Below are 16,944 nucleotides of genomic sequence, written 5' to 3'. Positions count from 1 at the left end.
TTGCTATTTGAAGCGGTTTTTATTGACTGGATCACAATTAGTAATAAATAGATCGTGGCAATTGGTTGGATTTGGTTGCTTTGCGGGTAAAGACCTTACGGTGTATTTACTTCGGTGATTGATATCAAGCTGGATTGATACCAGTGAAGAACTTGGTAATAACTGATGACTCAACAGACCCTAGTTAGTAAAGAATTAGTGAGTATTAAAAGGGGATATGCTTAAGTCAGTTTGAAAGGAGGCCAAGCTTGTTTTAGCAAGCTTGGTGTTGTTTGTAAGGTAAATTATCGGCGTAATAATATGTTAGCTGTAGTAGGTGTCGTATACATTATCTAAATGAGTTTTTAATGCGGCCTCTGCTTTGTCTGGGTTATGTTCTTTAATCGCAGCGACAATTTCTTTATGATGTTGATAGCTTGTTTTCGCAAGCTCAATGGGATCTTTCACTTGCGGCCTTGCTCTAATTAACCAGTCAACCATCGCTTGGTGAATGGCTAAATAAATTGGATTTTGCGGTATTTCTGCTAAAACTCTGTGAAAGACAATATCTGTTTTACTGAATAACTCTGGGCTATTTAAACTGTTTTCATTGCTTTTCAAGGCATTTTCTAATGCTTGGATTTGCTCGTCCGAAGCATTTATAGCGGCATAGCGCACCAAACTGGCTTCAAAAAATTGTCTTAGTTGTTCAAAGTGACGAAAACCGTCTGGGCGAGTAAGAAAATCTTTTGCCATACCCGACAATTCAGAGATGATGGTGTCAGCAGATGGACGGCAAGCACGCGCTCGCTCTCCACTGGTGATTTTAACTAATCCTTTGCGGCTAAGAGATGAAAGTGCCTCACGAATTGAAGGGCGACCAACATCGAACATCGCCATAAGATCTCTCTCTGATGGTAGTTGTTCACCTTCTGAAATTTCACCTTGGCGAATCATCATTTCAAGTTCTTCTTCAACTATTTCAGATAGTTTGCGTCTAGCTATAGGGCGACGTTGGACAAATTTATTCATATTTTTTTAGTTGCTTATATTTGATTAAAAATGGAAGTGATGCAGGCTAAGGCCTTATTACATCTATACATATCATGGTGTTATACCAGTGTCTAGGAGTTTACTTTTTTTCTGATGATCTCTGTGAATAAGGCGATTGTTTGTCAAAAGCACTCCGGTCAAATATAACCAGAGTGCAATGATTTACTCTGCTGCGGTAATAAACGTTGCGTATATATTTTTGCATAGTGGCAGAAGCGCTTTAATCAGCATCCAGCTCCAAATGATGATAGTAAGCGCCCCTAAGGTAAATGAAATTGGGCGATCAAAAAACTGCAACAGATTCGCGTCAGACTTGACTACAGAAGTGAGGAAATTTTTCTCCAATAATGGCCCTAGCACCATACCCAAAATAGCCGGAGCAACTGGGATACGTGCTTTAATCATTATCCAACCTAACAGACCTGAAGCGACCATAACAGTAACACCAAACCAAGAATTATTTATTGCAAATGAACCCATTACGCAGAACAGTAGAACCAACGGAGCCAGAATAGGATAAGGGACTTTAAGTACATAAGAAGAAACTCTAATCATACCAAAGCCTAAAAAAAGCAATAAAAGATTGGCAATAAAGAATACCCCAAAAGCAGCGTATAGAATTTCGGGATGATACAGAAATAGGGTTGGTCCTGGTGCGAGATCTTTAAGGTATAAGACACCGATAATAATTGCTGCTCCTGAGTCTCCAGGAATGCCAAATACCAGACTAGGTATCCATCCTCCAGCAATACTAGAGTTGTTAGCAGATGATGCTGAAGCTATGCCTTCTTCGGAACCGTGGCCGTATTGGTCTGGATTCTTTGAAAAGCGTTTTGCAAGTGCGTAACTTACCCACGCGGCAATATCTGCGCCGGCTCCAGGAATCGCGCCAACTAATGTTCCTAACAATCCACTGCGAACAATATTGCCTTTCATTTTCCAGCTTTTTTTAAATAACTGAGATTTTTTGCTACGAATAATCTGGTATTGACTTTGGTTAGCAGACGCATCGGATTTACTTGTCACCACTTTTAAGACTTCCGCAAGAGCAAACATGCCTATCATTGCAGGAATAAATGATATGCCACCCATTAAATCAATGTTGTTAAAAGTAAAGCGAGCAAATCCCGTGGTCTGATCCAGTCCAATAGTTGCGACAAATAACCCAATAAGCAGAGAAGTAAATCCTTTTGCAGGGTTATCAGCCGCGACTAATGTGGCACAACTTAGTCCTAAACATGCGAGCCAAAAGTATTCATATGAACTGAAGTTTAAGGCAAACTTCGCCAATAATGGCGCACCAAATGCCAAGATAAGTACGCTGATAAAGCCGCCTATAACGGAAGCGATGAGTCCCAAGCCTAATGCGGTATAGGCTTTGCCTTTTTGAGTCAGTTTATGAGCATCATCGCAATAAGCGGCAGATGCCGGTGTACCTGGTATTTTGAGAAGAGCACCAGGAATATCGCCTGCAAAAATTGCCATGGTACCCGCTGACGCCATTACTGCTAATGCAGGAATTGGGTCTAAGAAAAAAGTGATAGGAACCATCAATGCTAACGTCATACTTGCGGTTAAACCGGGCATTGCTCCCATGATTAGTCCAAATGATCCCCCTCCCAAAATGGCTAAAAATACGCTGGGTTGCATTAATAAGGACAAGGCAGTTGAAATGTTATCCATAATAAATGTTCCTTAGGGACTAAAAGATATCGCCAGTTGGTAGTGGAACAAGCAAATAGTTGGAGAAAATCCAGCTAAATACTGAAACCGCGATAAATGAAATAATAAATGAAGAGACGAATTTTCCTCTTCGCATTAATGACATAAGACAGGTGGTCGTTAGCGTTGAAATGAGTACGAAGCCATATTGCTCAGCAAAAAAAACATTGCTAAGTGGGATCAACAATACAGCTACAAAGATAGCAATGAGGCTTAACCAGTTTAGCTCTGTTTTTTGTCGTGATTTGTCTTGTACAAAATAAGAAGTCACGTTCTGTATGACAAGAAGTAGTCTACAAGGAAAAAGAATTGCCGCTATGATGGAGGGGAATGTTCCGGGGCCAACAATGTTACCTGGTAGGTCGGGAAAAGCATTGGCTTTTATATAAACATAGATTGATACCAGTGTGATTCCTAATCCCCAGCATAATTCGAACAGACTGTACTGAACCGATGGTGTGCTTTTATTTAACATTAGAATGTAACCTTAAATAGGGAGGCAAAGCCTCCCTCAATTTATACTTACCTAAAAATTGGAGTGCTACTTAATAATTCCGGCTACTTTCATGGTCTTACCCATTGCAGCATCAATAGAAGCCAACTCTTTTTCCCATTTGGCGCCAGTGACTGGGAATATATTTAGTCGACGCTTATTGGCGAAGGAGTGGATCTCTTCACTATTTTGGATCTCTTTTACTAGTGGAAGAAGTTTACTTACGACCTCTTCTGGTAAGCCTTTAGGGCCAACTAAACCGTTCCAAGAACCGCTTCTCCAAGAGATATTTGCAGCTTCGTCAATTGTTGGTATTTCCGGGTAGTACTCACTGCGTTTTTCAGACATCACTACGATTCCGTCAACTTGACCAGCTTGGATCATGGCATCAGATTCATTGATTGATGTTGACGTGAAATCTACGCCGCCCGCGACAAGTTCTTGTAACGCAGGTGCTGCGCCTTCACTTGGAACCCAGCGTACAGCGTCAGGTTTTAGTCCTGCCGTATTAAGTAGACCAGCAAGGTTTAACTGCCATACTGAGCCATAGCCGCCGCCGGATGCTTTTAGTTTTCCTGGGTTTTTCTCAATATAATCAAGAATTTGCTTGGCATCGCTGAACTTTGAACCTTTTTTCACTTGAAGGCCGCCAACAACGCCGGCGAACTTGCCAAGAGGGGTGTAACTTTTATAAGTAAGATCAGTGAGACCAGTCCAGTGCATCATAGTGATCTCGGCAGTCATTAATCCAAGGGTATAGCCGTCAGGTTTTGCATTTGCTATGGCACTATGCCCGATTACGCCTTGTCCACCCGTTCTGTTTACCACATTGACCGGAACCCCAAGCTTTTCTGAAAGGGCTTTGCCAACAATTCGCGCAGTTGTATCTGTACCACCACCTGCGCCCCAAGGGACGATAAGAGTAATTGGCTTCTCTGGCCATGCTGCAGAAGCGGCTGATGAGAGCAGGCTAACTGAAAGACCAACACCAGCAGCAAGTAATTTTTTCTTTGTGAATGTAAACATGGATATCCTCTATTTTGATTTTAAATTTCCATAAATGTAAGCGAACTTTGGATAGAAGAAGCTAGGTCCTTCTTCTGCCTATCGTTTGGTTGTAGGGGGAACGATTAGGTGTAACTATCGTACTGTTATACCAGTGGTATAACAGTGATGGGCGTCACATGGAAAGTCTAAATGAATAAGGTTGCAGTTATAATGAATTTTGTTAATAGCAGTGATGGGATGACTAAATTAAGAAAAACTCTTGAAGAATAAAGGGCTATCTAGCTATGGAACAGCTCATTTTGGAGAGTGTTTTTTCTTTTTTTAAAATTGATTATTGATTGTGAGATCACATTTTATTGAGCAAATATGATAGTTAAATTTGAATGACTAACTGGATTGAAGTTGCTACAAAATAATCGCCATCATATTCAAGAACCGTGAGGCAACTTGAGTATGATGGCTATTTCGAATAACGAGTATGGCTAGCTTATATACCAGTAACCTTTATTTACTAATTTACAGATAAACGCGATAGAAGAAGGGTCAATGCTATCGTTGAGGCGTGCTAGGTTGATTGTCTCATCATGGCAGAGTGTAGAAACCAATGTTGTTTGCTCGGGAGCGACACTAAATACTTCTCCGTTGATGTAGATAACGTTTTGGTTTTGTTGATGGTAAAGCGCTCGTAGCCCTGAAACTTTGTCAATATTTCCGCCTGCTAACAGGTGCTGAGCGATCTCTTCTGACTGCCATGGTGTCTCAGGGGGAATAATATTGAGTTGATGACGAGACTGGCTTAACAAACAGCCCATAAAGTCTTCTACTCTTGCACTGTCGTTTAGTCCAGCCTTCAACATTGCGGTTAGATTGGCTAAGTCGCTGGTGGCGATCTCACCGAAGTTTTCTTGAGTCGCTAATTCTGGCTTGTGCATATGAACATCACCAATGTCATGAGCGAGAATGTAATCAGCAAAATTACTAATAAGCTCTTGTTCTTTCGGTGAACGAAAGCCAATAGAGTAACTTAGTGATGGCTCAAGTGCATAGCCATCGTGAGGAAAACCGGGTGGAATATATAGGATGTCACCGGGCTGTAGTACATCGTCAATAATGGCATCAAAAGATTCTATTTGACGCAATGCGCTTGCACGACATGTTTCTACATACTGCCCTTGATCTTTAGCGCCAACGCGCCAGTGGCGCTTACCCATACCTTGAATAATAAATACATCGTACTGGTCAATATGTGGTCCAACGCCACCACCCTCGACGGAATAACTGATCATTAAGTCATCAAACAACCAGTTTGGTAACTGTTTAAATGGTTCTACTAGTTGCGCAGATGGCTGGTGCCAGTGATTGGCTGCTTGAACGATAAAAGACCAATGACTTTGACCAAGGTTGGCAAACTTCTCTTCATCAAAAGGACCATGTTCAGCGCTCCAGTTGTTGTTGAGATTAGAGACAAACCGTGAGTCGACCTCTTCTTCCATTGTTAACCCTGCTAATTCTTCTGGGCTAATTGGGTCGTGAAAGTGCGGAAAACCCCCTTTAATAATGGTCGGTTTTTTTTGCCAGTATTGAGTGAGAAATTCACTGAGAGAGAAAGAGAGTTGATACATTAGATAGAGATCACTTGCCATTGTTGGGGGCGGCATTGTAACAGTGTATCTGATGATCGTCTCGTATTATCACTATGAAAAAGCCGATCACCAGCTATCGGATACAAGGATTATTTTTGTTCGCTCACGAGTACTTTTTTTAGTAGCTCTGCCAACTGCTGCTGTTCCTTACTGTTAAGAACCCCTAGTATCTTGTCCATATTTTCTACGTGCTTGTTGGTCACTTCATCTATGAGAGTGAGACCTTGTGTGGTGAGTGCAACTTTACAGCTACGTCGATCTTCAGCGCTGGCGACTCGCTCTACCAACCCACGTTTAACTAACTGTTCTATTCGGGTACTGACCGCACCTGATGACAGCATCAAGGTTTTGTACAGTTCTGTTGGAGTAATGGGCTCAGGACCGCTTCTTCGAATTGTCGCCAGAATATCAAACTCAATATTGCTCAGGTCATGGGCTTTAAACACAACGGCTAGTTTTTCTTTCCAGCTTTCACTTGTGCGTCGCAGTCTTCCAACAACTCCCATTGATGAGCAGTCGAGGTCGGGTCTTACGGTTAACCACTGTTGCAATATCTTATCCACTTGATCCGTCGGCATGTTGTTTCTCTCCAAAAGTATCTTTTTGAAAAAATACTTGATCGAAAGCTAAATTTCCATTACTTTTTAAAAAGTATCTTTTTGAAAAGATAAATTCAGCCAATGAGGTTAGTAATAAAAAGCATGCAATACATTAAATCTATTTTGTTAACCGCAATCGCTCCAATTGTTTGGGGAAGCACCTATATCGTGACCACCGAAATGCTGCCTGCTGAAAGCCCTTTAGTGGCGTCAACGATCCGTGCGCTGCCTGCGGGAATCATACTTGTGTTATTTAGTAATGCGTACCCGCAGGGTATCTGGTGGAGAAGAATCGCTATATTGGGTCTGCTTAATATCAGTCTGTTTTTTTATTGCCTGTTTTTTGCCGCGACTTATTTACCTGGAGGAATGGCTGCGGTTGTTATGTCTATTCAACCTTTATTGATTATGGTGTTGAGCCGCTACTACCTCTCTATGAATTACTCCGTATTGCAACTCAGTGCCAGTGGATTGGGGGCAATTGGTGTTGCGCTGTTAGTACTTAATAGCGAATCACAACTCAATATTACTGGGGTAGCGTTGGGATTATTGGGGGCATTTAGTATGGCTTTGGGTGTGGTACTAACAAAAAAATGGGGGAAACCGAAAGAGATGACGACCATTGGTTTTACCGGTTGGCAACTGCTGTTTGGTGGTGTGGCTCTTTTGCCTACGTCGCTTTGGTTAGAAGGTATACCCCAGCAGCTTACCCTTGTGAACTATGCGGGATACGGATACTTGAGCATAGTTGGCGCAATGTTGAGCTATTTCTTATGGTTTCGCGGATTAGAAAGTTTACCGTCAGTAACGGTATCGTTTATTGGTCTATTGAGCAGCGTATCCGCTTGTTTATTAGGTTATATCGTCTTGGGAGAGACGTTCACATGGTGGCAATCTCTGGGCGCAATAGTGGTGATTCTCGCCATTGTATTAGTGGCTTCACCAACTCGCAGTCACTCAAATGTAGTAATTGAAAACTAATTATTAAAGGACACAACTATGAAAATTACTCTTGTATCAGCAAGTCAAAGACCGTTATCAAAAAGCTTAGACGTTGCCCATTATCTACAACAGCTTGCACAGGCTCATTTTTCAGACAGCACAATTCTGGATCTACAGAAAATAAATTTGCCGTTATGGAATGAAGGGGTGTGGAACAACAGTGAGGAGTGGCAGCAATGGAATCCAATAGCGGAGGAACTTAAAGCCTCTGACGCTTTTGTGTTTATCACTCCCGAGTGGCATGGTATGGCGACTCCAGCGTTAAAAAACTTTTTAATGTTGGCGACCGACGAAGAGTTGGCGCATAAACCTGCTCTGCTAGTGAGTGTTTCTGCCAGCATCAATGGAGTGTATCCTATTAGTGAGCTTCGTATGAGCGGCAACAAAAATAACCACGTCTGTTTTCTGCCTGATCATCTGCTGTTTCGGAACTGTGAGACCTTATTGACGGATGATCATCGCTGTACCGATGACGATTTTCAGCTGCGAAGTGAATATACAATGCAATTGCTTTCTAGTTATGCCAGTGCACTGAAGCCGGTGCATAGAGATATGGTGTTGACAGGAAAACCGTTCCGTTACGGTATGTAATGAATAATAGCATGGGCTATTTTTACAACCTCAGTAGTAAGCCGATTAGGCTGAGAACACCTCAGCCAATCAACCAAACATTTTTTGAGTTCGTTTATTTAGCGCCAGATGCTGATAAGGCATGGCTAAGCAAGGTGAACCGTCTTGATAGTTTATCTCTACTGATTCATTGGTCACTGCGATATGTGTAAAGCTAACCGTATGAGCATCCTCTCTGTGCATGCACGGAGAGCAATGTCCTTTCTTAGAGTCATGACTGTGGTGAAAAGCCAGTCGAGAGGTAACACTCTCATCTTCTTCATTGCAGTTAGCAAAGAGTTGTCGGCGCACTTGTCGAACATTATCAGCATCCACAGCACTAGAGATCAGGGGCGGTAGAGCGAGGCTATCGACCAGTGTTTTACCGTCCCACTGTAATGCTCTTACATGACCATTGTGGGAGGTCAATTGCGAGTCGAACACGACCAAAGTAAACGGCGCATATTGCTCAAAAGAGAGATGGCTGAAGTCGTGAATTAGGGACTCAGCAGAATGGTAATGAGCAAATGATTTAACTAACTGTCCGCGGCTAATAAGAGAGCCTTCAGGCGTTTCACCTTGATAAAAGTTCAGTAGGCAGAGGGTCAACCCAAATTCATTGGTGGCTATCCAGCTTCCCTGACCGACAGGATCAACCGGCATTAAAAAGGTGATCTCTCCTTTGGTAGTGTACTGCTGAGGAGGCAAAGCTTTCGCTCTCCCTTTCTGTTCATCCCGATTAAAAAATACCTGATAACCCGTTGGCTGTAATAACCATGATGCAGTGCACATTACGCCTGTCCTCTTAGATAGGTCGCCGTAGCAGGAGCATAGCCCAAATGTTCGCTTGTTTCGACATCGCAGTGAACGGTGATCACTTTAATTAGTGCAAAATGGTGAATGGTGTGACTTGCTACAAATAATAGCTCTCTTCTTATGCTTGACGGCATTTGACAAACTTGTTGTGTCGCGATGGATGCTTCGGAAAGAATGGTTACGGGTTTTGCCAACTGTTCTTCTTGTAAAGTCTGCAACCATGCTTCAATCTGTTTTAATTCGTCTAAGCCGGTTTGTAAGTCAGTTTCGACTTTTGCGCCACGGCGGCGGTGATCATAATCCACAACACCGACGTTTTGCTCATTTTTCACGGCAAGATAGAGATCAATAATATGACGTAGGTGCTCGCCAATGCTGCTCTGTACGTAAGGTACCGCTTTATGAACATAGTGGTTTTGGTTAAGCTGCTCACAAAGCTCTATACCTTGCGAAATAGCTTCTAAGTTACCGGAAATAGAAGGGCATACATGCTCACTGCTTGGCAACGGATTGTTATTATTCATAGTTGTTCCTTGATCAATCTGTAGACGGATATTGTTTCACTAATGCTTTTTCTTCTGCTAACGCTTTAAAAAGTGTCATTAAAGATGGGGGCTTATGCCCTGCTTTTTTCTGTAAATGACCAATTTCATAAAGAGAGCGGTACTGAAAAAGTAAGGTAGAAAAAATCTCTTTTAATGGGGTTTTACTATCCCAAATATGGGTGGCTTCACTACTGGCACCATTAATTTCGATGATCTGAAAATCTTCCCCTGCCATTAAGCTTTCGATATTTTTGAACTTGATGTCTAACCGGCCATAATAAAAACCGTCGAAATCATCAAAAATAGCGTCTAATTTTTCAGTCAGTGGTTGGGAAATGTACTCATTGCCATTTTTGAAAATGCTACCCCGGCTATGGCTACCCGCAAATGCCAGCCTAAAATCGACATTTTTCGGAATAACGCGACTCAACTGACCTTTATGGCGGTCTTTATAAATGTGAGAAAGTTGTCCTGCTCTTTCATCGTTGTCAATGAGCTGCTCCAGCGTTTTAACTCCATCACCTTTCACATAAGGTGCATACTTAAGAGTAATAGAAAATACTTGACCTTTTTTCTCCCCCGGATAGCGCATATAAAATACGCCTACCTCGGCATCAAAGTCGGATTTTTTCTGTAACAGATAATCCGCGCCTTCAGGAAAACGCTGAATATAGTCGACAAGTTGCTCTTGATTATGAACCAGCCTGACTCCTGCTCCTCGGCAACCTTTATCGGGCTTAGCCACTACAGGAAAATGCAGTTTAGCCTGCTCCATTGCCTCCAGAGCATCTCGCAACTGTACGTCGATGCTGCTGCTGTTTTTACGCAGTGTATTAAAGGGCAATATCCACTTATTCGCTTCTTTTCCTGCAAGATTCAAAATGTCTTTTTTAGACTCACCCACCATGCCACTTAACCAGATAGAGGGATTCGCGATAAGGGGTAAACTGATGCTTCGGTATTTAATGCTGTGCCATAGGCTTTGTGCCACTACTGGGGCGTAAAAAAACCACGTTGGCCAGAATTCATAGCGAGAAACCACGGGTCCAGAGCGGTCCATTTCAGGCATTCCCAGTTTTTGTTCTATAGATTGGTTTGATCGTATTGGCACTACATTGTCCTGTTTATATTGAGGAGCAAAATCCTGCTTGTTTTTATTTAAAGCTTTCAAGTCGATACTCCTTTACCACTATTTGAAAAAATCTTTTTTGATGAACGACGATTGATTTTCCATAAAGCAAATAAGGCACAAGGAGCGATTATCCATTTCCATTGATTGTTCTCTAACCACTCTATAGAGCCTAGTTGGTAAATTGCGAAGAATACAATTGCGGTCCACAGCGCTGTCGCGAGGATCACTGAGGTCATAAATTGAATAAAGTTGACTCGAAATAGGCCGCTTAATGTAAAACCTATGGTTCTTAATCCAGGGATAAAACGAATAAATGCGATATTTAGCATGGTGTGTTTTTTTAAACGTTGTCGAACCGTTCGCATCGCTTTATTGGTCAACAATCGATATCTAAGCGCTCTCCATCGTGCAGCTAACATCCCCAGCCCGTATAAACCAATATCACCCGATGCAATCCCGATAAATATAGCGAGTAAAGCGAGTGATGGGGTTATCGACTGATCCGCAGCAAGTAGTGCAGCGGTGATGATAGCCAAATCTTCCAATAGATAAGAGAGCAGAATGATCGAGATAAACAGGCCAGAAACCCCTAGGCTTTGTTGTAAACTCGAGCTGATGTTGATCCAATCTGTCATACCTACCTACTTACTCAATGTTATTAATCTACTAGACCTTAGTGCCAAGGGTTTTATTTCATAGATACGGTAAAAAAAAGCGATTTTTTTTAAACAGATATGAATTCGTCTTGTGAAGAGAAAATGACGTGTCAATCGAGTCAGTAGTGATGAATGTTTACTGAAATGACAAAGTGATTGGAATGAATGGTCTATTATCAGACCTTAACCATCACGTTATACTTTTTAATCGCGGTTTAAGTTGCGCAGAGAGTTAAGCACAGCAGTTTATCGTACTAGTAAACGGATAAGGTTATAAGGTGGAAAGTAGAATGCAAAAGACAATATTGATAACAGGTGCGACAGACGGCATAGGTTATGAAACGACAAAAATGTTAGCCTCACAAGGTCACCATCTTTTAATTCATGGTCGCAGTATGAGCAAATTGTCTGCTGTCAAAGAGGAGCTGGAGAGCTTATCTGATGTTGGTCAGGTAAGTGCGTATCTATGTGATTTATCTATACTTGCAGACGTAGAAGCGTTCGCAAGAAAGCTATTAGAGCAACAGACAAAGCTGGATGTATTGATTAATAACGCAGGAATTTATAACGTTGATCATGTGAGTACAGAAGAGGGATTGGACGTACGATTTGCAGTAAACACTTTTGCTCCTTACCTATTAACTAAACGATTACTGGATCTTTTCCAGCCCGATGGTCGTATCATCAATTTATCTTCTGCGGCGCAATCAACAGTGAGTTTGGAAGAGTTGGTGAGTGAAGGGAGCACACTGCCAGACAACATTATCTACGCGCAATCTAAGCTGGCTATCACCATGTGGTCACGAGCGCTAGCCGCTACCATAGGGGCTTCAGGCCCATCGGTAATTGCCGTTAATCCTGCCTCATTGTTGGGAAGTAAGATGGTGAAACAGGCGTATGGTGTAGCGGGGGGAGACTTACAAATAGGCGCTGATGTTTTATGTCGCGCCGCGTTATCGGAGCAGTTTTCCAATGCAACGGGATTGTATTTTGATAACGATATAGGCCAGTTCTCTTCTCCTCATCCAGATGCGTTAGACAAGCAGAAAACGCAGCAACTGGTGGACGTTATTGAATCGGTATTGGCAAAGAAAGTGAGATAGGGCAAAGCTATAAGCCGATTGCCCATGCTTGGTGTGACGGCGACTCCCTCAGCGGAGGGTATCTGTAGAGTGAGTCGCGGCATCCGTTATTAAAGTAACGGCTATTTAATTAACGCGAATGCACCTGTCCAGCGGTAGCACTGACCAGAGAACTCAACGGTATGAGTGTCTGATTGCTGCTGTTGATTTTGGTTTGAAATGCCAAAACGATATGAGTTACCTGACGAAGTTTGGATATCGATAACGGTTCCAATTTCGTTGTGACCCAATACCTCAACCGACTTCACTAACCCTCTCGCACCAACAGACGCTTCAATGGATTCATTAAAGTAACCATGAGTCTCTAATACAGAGGCAAAAACATGATCTTTTGCTGACTGGCGAAGAATCAGTGCAGGTTCACTGCGCAAATTAAAGTCCGGATCATTGGCACCGGTACGTGCGAAAATAACATCACCTTGTTGATCGACACTAGTTACCAAGCTGTAGTAGCTATTATCGTGCAACCAACTGACAAGAGTGCTCGACTCTACTTTAGCAGAGCCTAGATTCCACAAATGTTGGTAGCCATTGTCTTCACCTAGTGGTCTTAGTGTGCTTTCGGTTTGGTAGTCAAAGTTAGTTGCTATAATTTGCCCTGTATAATGCACAGGGAGATCATACTGATGGGTTTGCTCTGCTTGAATGCGATAAACATCAATGACAAGCGGCTTTTCAAACTCCTCAAGCTCAGCAAGAATAATGCTTCGTTGCATATCCACACCATCATAATAACCTGATATGCGACCACTCATACCTTGTAACTTTTCGTCCTCGGCCTTAAAGAAATGTTTCTCACCATGTTTTGACTCAGCTAATGCCGTATCAAAATTGTTTTGTGTTTTTTGATCCACAGTAACGGTATTGTGACAAACCGTCTGCTTGCAGTAAGACTTGTTTTCTGGGATATAACGTCCGCCAAATTTAGGCTCTACATTTACCCAACGGCCAAAACCATAATCGTGTAAGACTTCATGACCTCGGTTAAACACACTCAAGTGCAAGCCATCGTAGTGACCATGGTCTAGCGCAGAGTGGTATTGGTGATCACTGCCGTGCTGTCCAAACCAAATTAGTGCCATGGTGTCGTCGTCATGTTGATCTCGATGACGTAAAATGCCGACTCCTCCTTTGTCACCATTAGGGCCATCAGTAACAAATAAACTTCCCCAGTTAAATGCAGGAATGGTGTCGGCTTTTGCCACCGCGTCAGACAATGTTGCACCTGAACTATGTACCCAAACATCTTGTTGATGGTTTGCCATGCTCAACAACGTATCGCTCTGTTCATAACGGTGATAACAGACACTTGTTGCCATGATCACACCTTCATCATTGATGCTGATGGTTTTTGATGAATCGTTGAGTGCTGGCAAGGTTCCGTCTGGGAACGCAGTAGAGAACACGGCATAAGAGGTTGTCTTGATCACCGAGTTATTGAACTGATAGATATTGAGTTCAGGCTGACGTCGCTCTATTGCTTCTGCAAATAGGTAAATCGGACGCAGTGAAAAGCGGTGATAGTATGGGCCTTCCATATAATAACCGTCTGGCGAAAAGAGCTGGTCGAGCTGAGCAAGAAACCCTCCGCTTACTTTGTCCAATTTAAGGCCGTATAGTGCTTTGTCTACCGACTCTTGATCATTGATGGCGTAACCACAAATACCGACCGCGGCAACAGCCCAAAGGCCGTGATTGTGTACGATGTCAAAATCATGAGCATAGGTGACCACGAACATCTCAATCATTTGTTTAAGTAAGTCGTCTTCGATGAGACGTTTTTGTTGTTCACTCAATGTATGGTAAACGCAGCTATAGGCACACGAGGCATACAGCATCCACATGTTTTCATTTAATGTCTGGTGGAACAGTTTTCCCGGAGGGTTAGAATCGCGACTGGTGTTGCTCTCTAAAGTTGGATACACCTTAGCGTACGCGGTTAACATATCGACGATATAGTCGCGGTATTTGTCCTGTTGGGTGATTAAATACAGTCGACCAGCTAAATCCATATGGATGTAATTTTGCTTGTGGCGATTATGTTCATATCCGCCTGCTTCACCGTGCCCCGGAACTTCAATCCCTGTCTCAGTCATATACTGATCAGTTTGCTTTATGTCGCGTGACAGTGCATTTCCTAATAGGCTATCCGTGCCAAGTGCTTTGCGAAGCTCTGCAGCTTCGTCAAAATTGAGTAAAAGTGGTTGATAGCTCATTATTTTTTCTCCTGCTTTGAAGGGGCTCTCTCTATTGAGTAGCATCCCGCCCAGCTATATGTTTTGCCTTGTAAAGTTAACTGATGGTTTGTGGTCTCATTGACGTTTGCAATGTTACTGATCATGACTGTAATAACAGATTGTTCGGTTTCAATCTCTACCACACTGCCTGTGGTGTTATAGCCTATAATGCGAATATCTCTAACCACACCTCGTGCATTGGTACTTTGTTCGAACTCTTCATTAAAATAACCGTGAGTTTCTAGTACGGAAGCAAAGAGTGTCGATTCACCTTTCGTTCGTAGAATGAACGCGGGTTCACTACGAAGATTAAAACTTGGATCATTTGCGCCAGTACGAGTGAAAATTATTTCACCGTTATCATTAGAACTGGTGCCTAGCCAAGTATAGTAGTGATGGTTTTGCAGCCAACTAACCAATGCGGTCTCTTTAATGTTTCCAGCTGCAACTTTCCATAAATGCTGATAACCGAAATCACTACCTAGCGTATGGAGTTCTGTATAAGTTTGATAATCGAAGTTGGTGCGAACCAACTGTCCTTCAAACTGGTGCGAATAATCATACTGATGCTCACCTTCACCTGTTATTCGATACAAATCCAAAAGCAGAGGGGCAGTGAACTCGTCAAGATTCAGCATAAACACACTACGCTGCATATCAAAGCCATCATAGTGCTGATCTGAAAACGCACTCATGCCTTTAATTTGGTTGTCAGATACTTGGAAGAAATGTGGCTTACCGTGTATAGCATCTGCTTTATCAACATCGAAAGCACTCTGGCAAGTTTCATCTATAGTAACCAAGTTATGGGCGATGGTTTGTCTGGCGTAAGACTTGTTTTCGTCAAGATAACGTCCACCAAACTTGGGCTCTACATTTACCCAGCGACAGAAGCCATACTCACGCAATACTTCTTGTCCTCGGTTAAAGTAGCTAATTCCTAATGTATCAAAATTGCCGTGGCCCATGCCGTGTTGGCCATAGTTCATTACCAATTGAGATACGTCACCACTCTTATCCTGCATACGGATAAATCCTTGTGCGCCATTTTCGCCGTTCGGACCTTCATTGAGTTCGGCGCTTGGCCAAAATGGTAAGCCTATCTCACGTTGCTTAGTTGCTTGTTGGTATGCTTGTGATAGCTCAAGGCCACAAGGGTGCATCCAAACAGCGTCTTGAATTTTAGCCATGCCTAGAATGTTGTCATCCAACCCATAATGCTTAGAGTAAACACTCACGGCTACTTGTACACCCATATCAGTAATGCTCATGGTACGGGATGCATCGTTTAGGGCTGGGAATTCTCCATTTGGATAAGCGGTTGCTAATAGCGCTTGTACTGTTTTGCCAATGACCTTGTCTTTAAAGTTGTATATATCGAGCTCAGGCATATGACGATGTAGAACCTCTGCAAAAACACAGGTTGGACGGATTGCGTATCTATGATAGTAAGGCCCTTCCATGTAATAGCCAGAAGGGGAAAACAGTTGGGAAATCTGCGCTAAGAAACCACCCGACTCATTTCGCTCTATGCCGTAAACGGCCATTTCAAGATAGTGACGTTTTCCAATTGCCAAACCACAAATACCAACAGCCGCCACAGCCCAGATACCATGGTTGTGAATACGATCAAAGTCATGAGCGTATTTCTCAGTGAACATATCGAGCATAGGCTGAAATAGTTTATCGATAATATAGCTTTGCTCATCTTGGCTCATTTCTGAAGCAACACAAGAGTAGGCAAGGCTGGAAAACATCAACCAACAGTGTTCGTTTAATATTTGATGAAACAACCGACCGGTAGGATTGGTATTTTTTTGTACTTGGAAATCAAACGTAAGGTATTTATCGGCGTACTCAATCAACATCTGTTTGACAAACTGTGCGTACTTTTCATTTTGTGTAACAAGAAAAAGTCGTCCGGCTAGGTTCATGTAGGTGTAGTTTTGTTTGTGGCGATTATGTTCATAGCCACCTGCTTCACCATGGTTAGGGACATCAATAGGTAAACGCATAAATGCATCTACTTCACTAATATGTTTATCGATGGTTTTTCCCATCAAGCTCGACTGTCCAAGTTCCTTCTGTAGCTGAACGATTTCTGTTTCTGTTAACAAAATTGGTTGTGTATTCATATGGTTTGTCACCCTCAAACGAAAGGTATTGATCAATTAGCTTATCTATAAAGTAATACAATAATAAGTTTAATTGTAGTGTTTTGGCAAGAAACTATGATAAATATCGTCCATTTAGCTTTAAATAGTTGTTTTTATTATTTTAAGTTGAGTTTCTTTCTTGGTGTTTTAGG

At 42.4% G+C, this 16,944-nt stretch carries 15 protein-coding genes; 3 read left to right on the top strand and 12 right to left on the bottom strand.

The genetic code is table 11. From position 1 onward, the window contains the following. Positions 1-303: 303 nt before the first annotated feature. The 6 genes from CHJ_RS16140 to CHJ_RS16115 all read right to left on the bottom strand — a co-directional run bounded on the left by CHJ_RS16140 (position 304) and on the right by CHJ_RS16115 (position 6,476). A complete protein-coding gene (locus CHJ_RS16140; RefSeq protein WP_171751492.1) occupies positions 304-1,011 on the bottom strand; it encodes a transcriptional regulator NanR in 708 nt (235 codons plus the stop codon). Between the two features lie 183 nt (positions 1,012-1,194). After that, positions 1,195-2,715 (bottom strand): tripartite tricarboxylate transporter permease, encoded by a 1,521-nt coding sequence (locus CHJ_RS16135; RefSeq protein ID WP_171751493.1) that lies wholly within the window; start codon positions 2,713-2,715, stop codon positions 1,195-1,197. Between the two features lie 19 nt (positions 2,716-2,734). Continuing rightward, positions 2,735-3,229: a tripartite tricarboxylate transporter TctB family protein gene (locus tag CHJ_RS16130; RefSeq protein ID WP_317918286.1), complete on the bottom strand. Its 495-nt coding sequence runs from the start codon at positions 3,227-3,229 to the stop codon at positions 2,735-2,737. A gap of 66 nt (positions 3,230-3,295) precedes the next feature. After that, positions 3,296-4,273, bottom strand: coding sequence for a tripartite tricarboxylate transporter substrate binding protein (locus CHJ_RS16125; RefSeq protein ID WP_317918285.1), 978 nt, complete (start codon positions 4,271-4,273; stop codon positions 3,296-3,298). A gap of 464 nt (positions 4,274-4,737) precedes the next feature. Next, on the bottom strand, positions 4,738-5,877 hold the full coding sequence (locus CHJ_RS16120) for a cupin domain-containing protein (protein WP_317919199.1): 1,140 nt from the start codon (positions 5,875-5,877) through the stop codon (positions 4,738-4,740). A 110-nt stretch (positions 5,878-5,987) separates the two neighbouring features. Then, positions 5,988-6,476, bottom strand: a complete 489-nt coding sequence (locus tag CHJ_RS16115) for a MarR family winged helix-turn-helix transcriptional regulator (protein ID WP_317918284.1) — start codon at positions 6,474-6,476, stop codon at positions 5,988-5,990. Between the two features lie 123 nt (positions 6,477-6,599). Between CHJ_RS16115 and CHJ_RS16110 the strand changes: the two genes are divergently transcribed. After that, positions 6,600-7,478 carry an EamA family transporter gene (locus CHJ_RS16110; protein ID WP_411861569.1) on the top strand — a complete coding sequence of 293 codons (879 nt, stop codon included), beginning with the start codon at positions 6,600-6,602 and terminating at the stop codon, positions 7,476-7,478. A gap of 18 nt (positions 7,479-7,496) precedes the next feature. Then, a complete protein-coding gene (locus CHJ_RS16105) occupies positions 7,497-8,090 on the top strand; it encodes an NADPH-dependent FMN reductase (RefSeq protein ID WP_317918283.1) in 594 nt (197 codons plus the stop codon). A gap of 69 nt (positions 8,091-8,159) precedes the next feature. On the opposite strand, the gene CHJ_RS16100 is transcribed toward CHJ_RS16105, so the two are convergent. From CHJ_RS16100 to CHJ_RS16085, 4 genes are all read right to left on the bottom strand, one after another. Next, positions 8,160-8,900: an NRDE family protein gene (locus CHJ_RS16100; RefSeq protein ID WP_317918282.1), complete on the bottom strand. Its 741-nt coding sequence runs from the start codon at positions 8,898-8,900 to the stop codon at positions 8,160-8,162. Then, positions 8,900-9,448, bottom strand: coding sequence for a DinB family protein (locus CHJ_RS16095; protein WP_171751499.1), 549 nt, complete (start codon positions 9,446-9,448; stop codon positions 8,900-8,902). Before CHJ_RS16095 ends, CHJ_RS16100 begins: the two co-directional genes overlap by 1 nt. A gap of 13 nt (positions 9,449-9,461) precedes the next feature. Then, a complete protein-coding gene (locus CHJ_RS16090) occupies positions 9,462-10,538 on the bottom strand; it encodes a D-alanine--D-alanine ligase (protein ID WP_317919197.1) in 1,077 nt (358 codons plus the stop codon). 98 nt (positions 10,539-10,636) lie between these two features. Then, positions 10,637-11,236 (bottom strand): DedA family protein, encoded by a 600-nt coding sequence (locus CHJ_RS16085; protein WP_171751500.1) that lies wholly within the window; start codon positions 11,234-11,236, stop codon positions 10,637-10,639. Positions 11,237-11,547: 311 nt separating this feature from the next. Here CHJ_RS16085 and CHJ_RS16080 point away from each other — a divergent pair, with 311 nt between their 5' ends. Continuing rightward, entirely contained in the window at positions 11,548-12,360 is an 813-nt protein-coding gene (locus CHJ_RS16080) for an SDR family NAD(P)-dependent oxidoreductase (RefSeq protein WP_317918281.1), read from the top strand. 101 nt (positions 12,361-12,461) lie between these two features. Here CHJ_RS16080 and CHJ_RS16075 read toward each other — a convergent pair whose 3' ends face one another. Then, positions 12,462-14,615: a heparinase II/III family protein gene (locus CHJ_RS16075; RefSeq protein WP_317918280.1), complete on the bottom strand. Its 2,154-nt coding sequence runs from the start codon at positions 14,613-14,615 to the stop codon at positions 12,462-12,464. Further along, complete coding sequence (locus CHJ_RS16070; protein WP_317918279.1) at positions 14,615-16,771, bottom strand: heparinase II/III family protein; 2,157 nt, start codon at positions 16,769-16,771, stop codon at positions 14,615-14,617. The genes CHJ_RS16075 and CHJ_RS16070 overlap by 1 nt, the downstream gene beginning before the upstream one ends. Positions 16,772-16,944: the final 173 nt, after the last annotated feature.

Source organism: Vibrio sp. MACH09, from assembly GCF_033238805.1.
Classification (GTDB): domain Bacteria; phylum Pseudomonadota; class Gammaproteobacteria; order Enterobacterales; family Vibrionaceae; genus Vibrio.
Note: the sequence above shows the minus strand (reverse complement) of the source record. Positions and strands in the feature narration are given on the sequence as shown.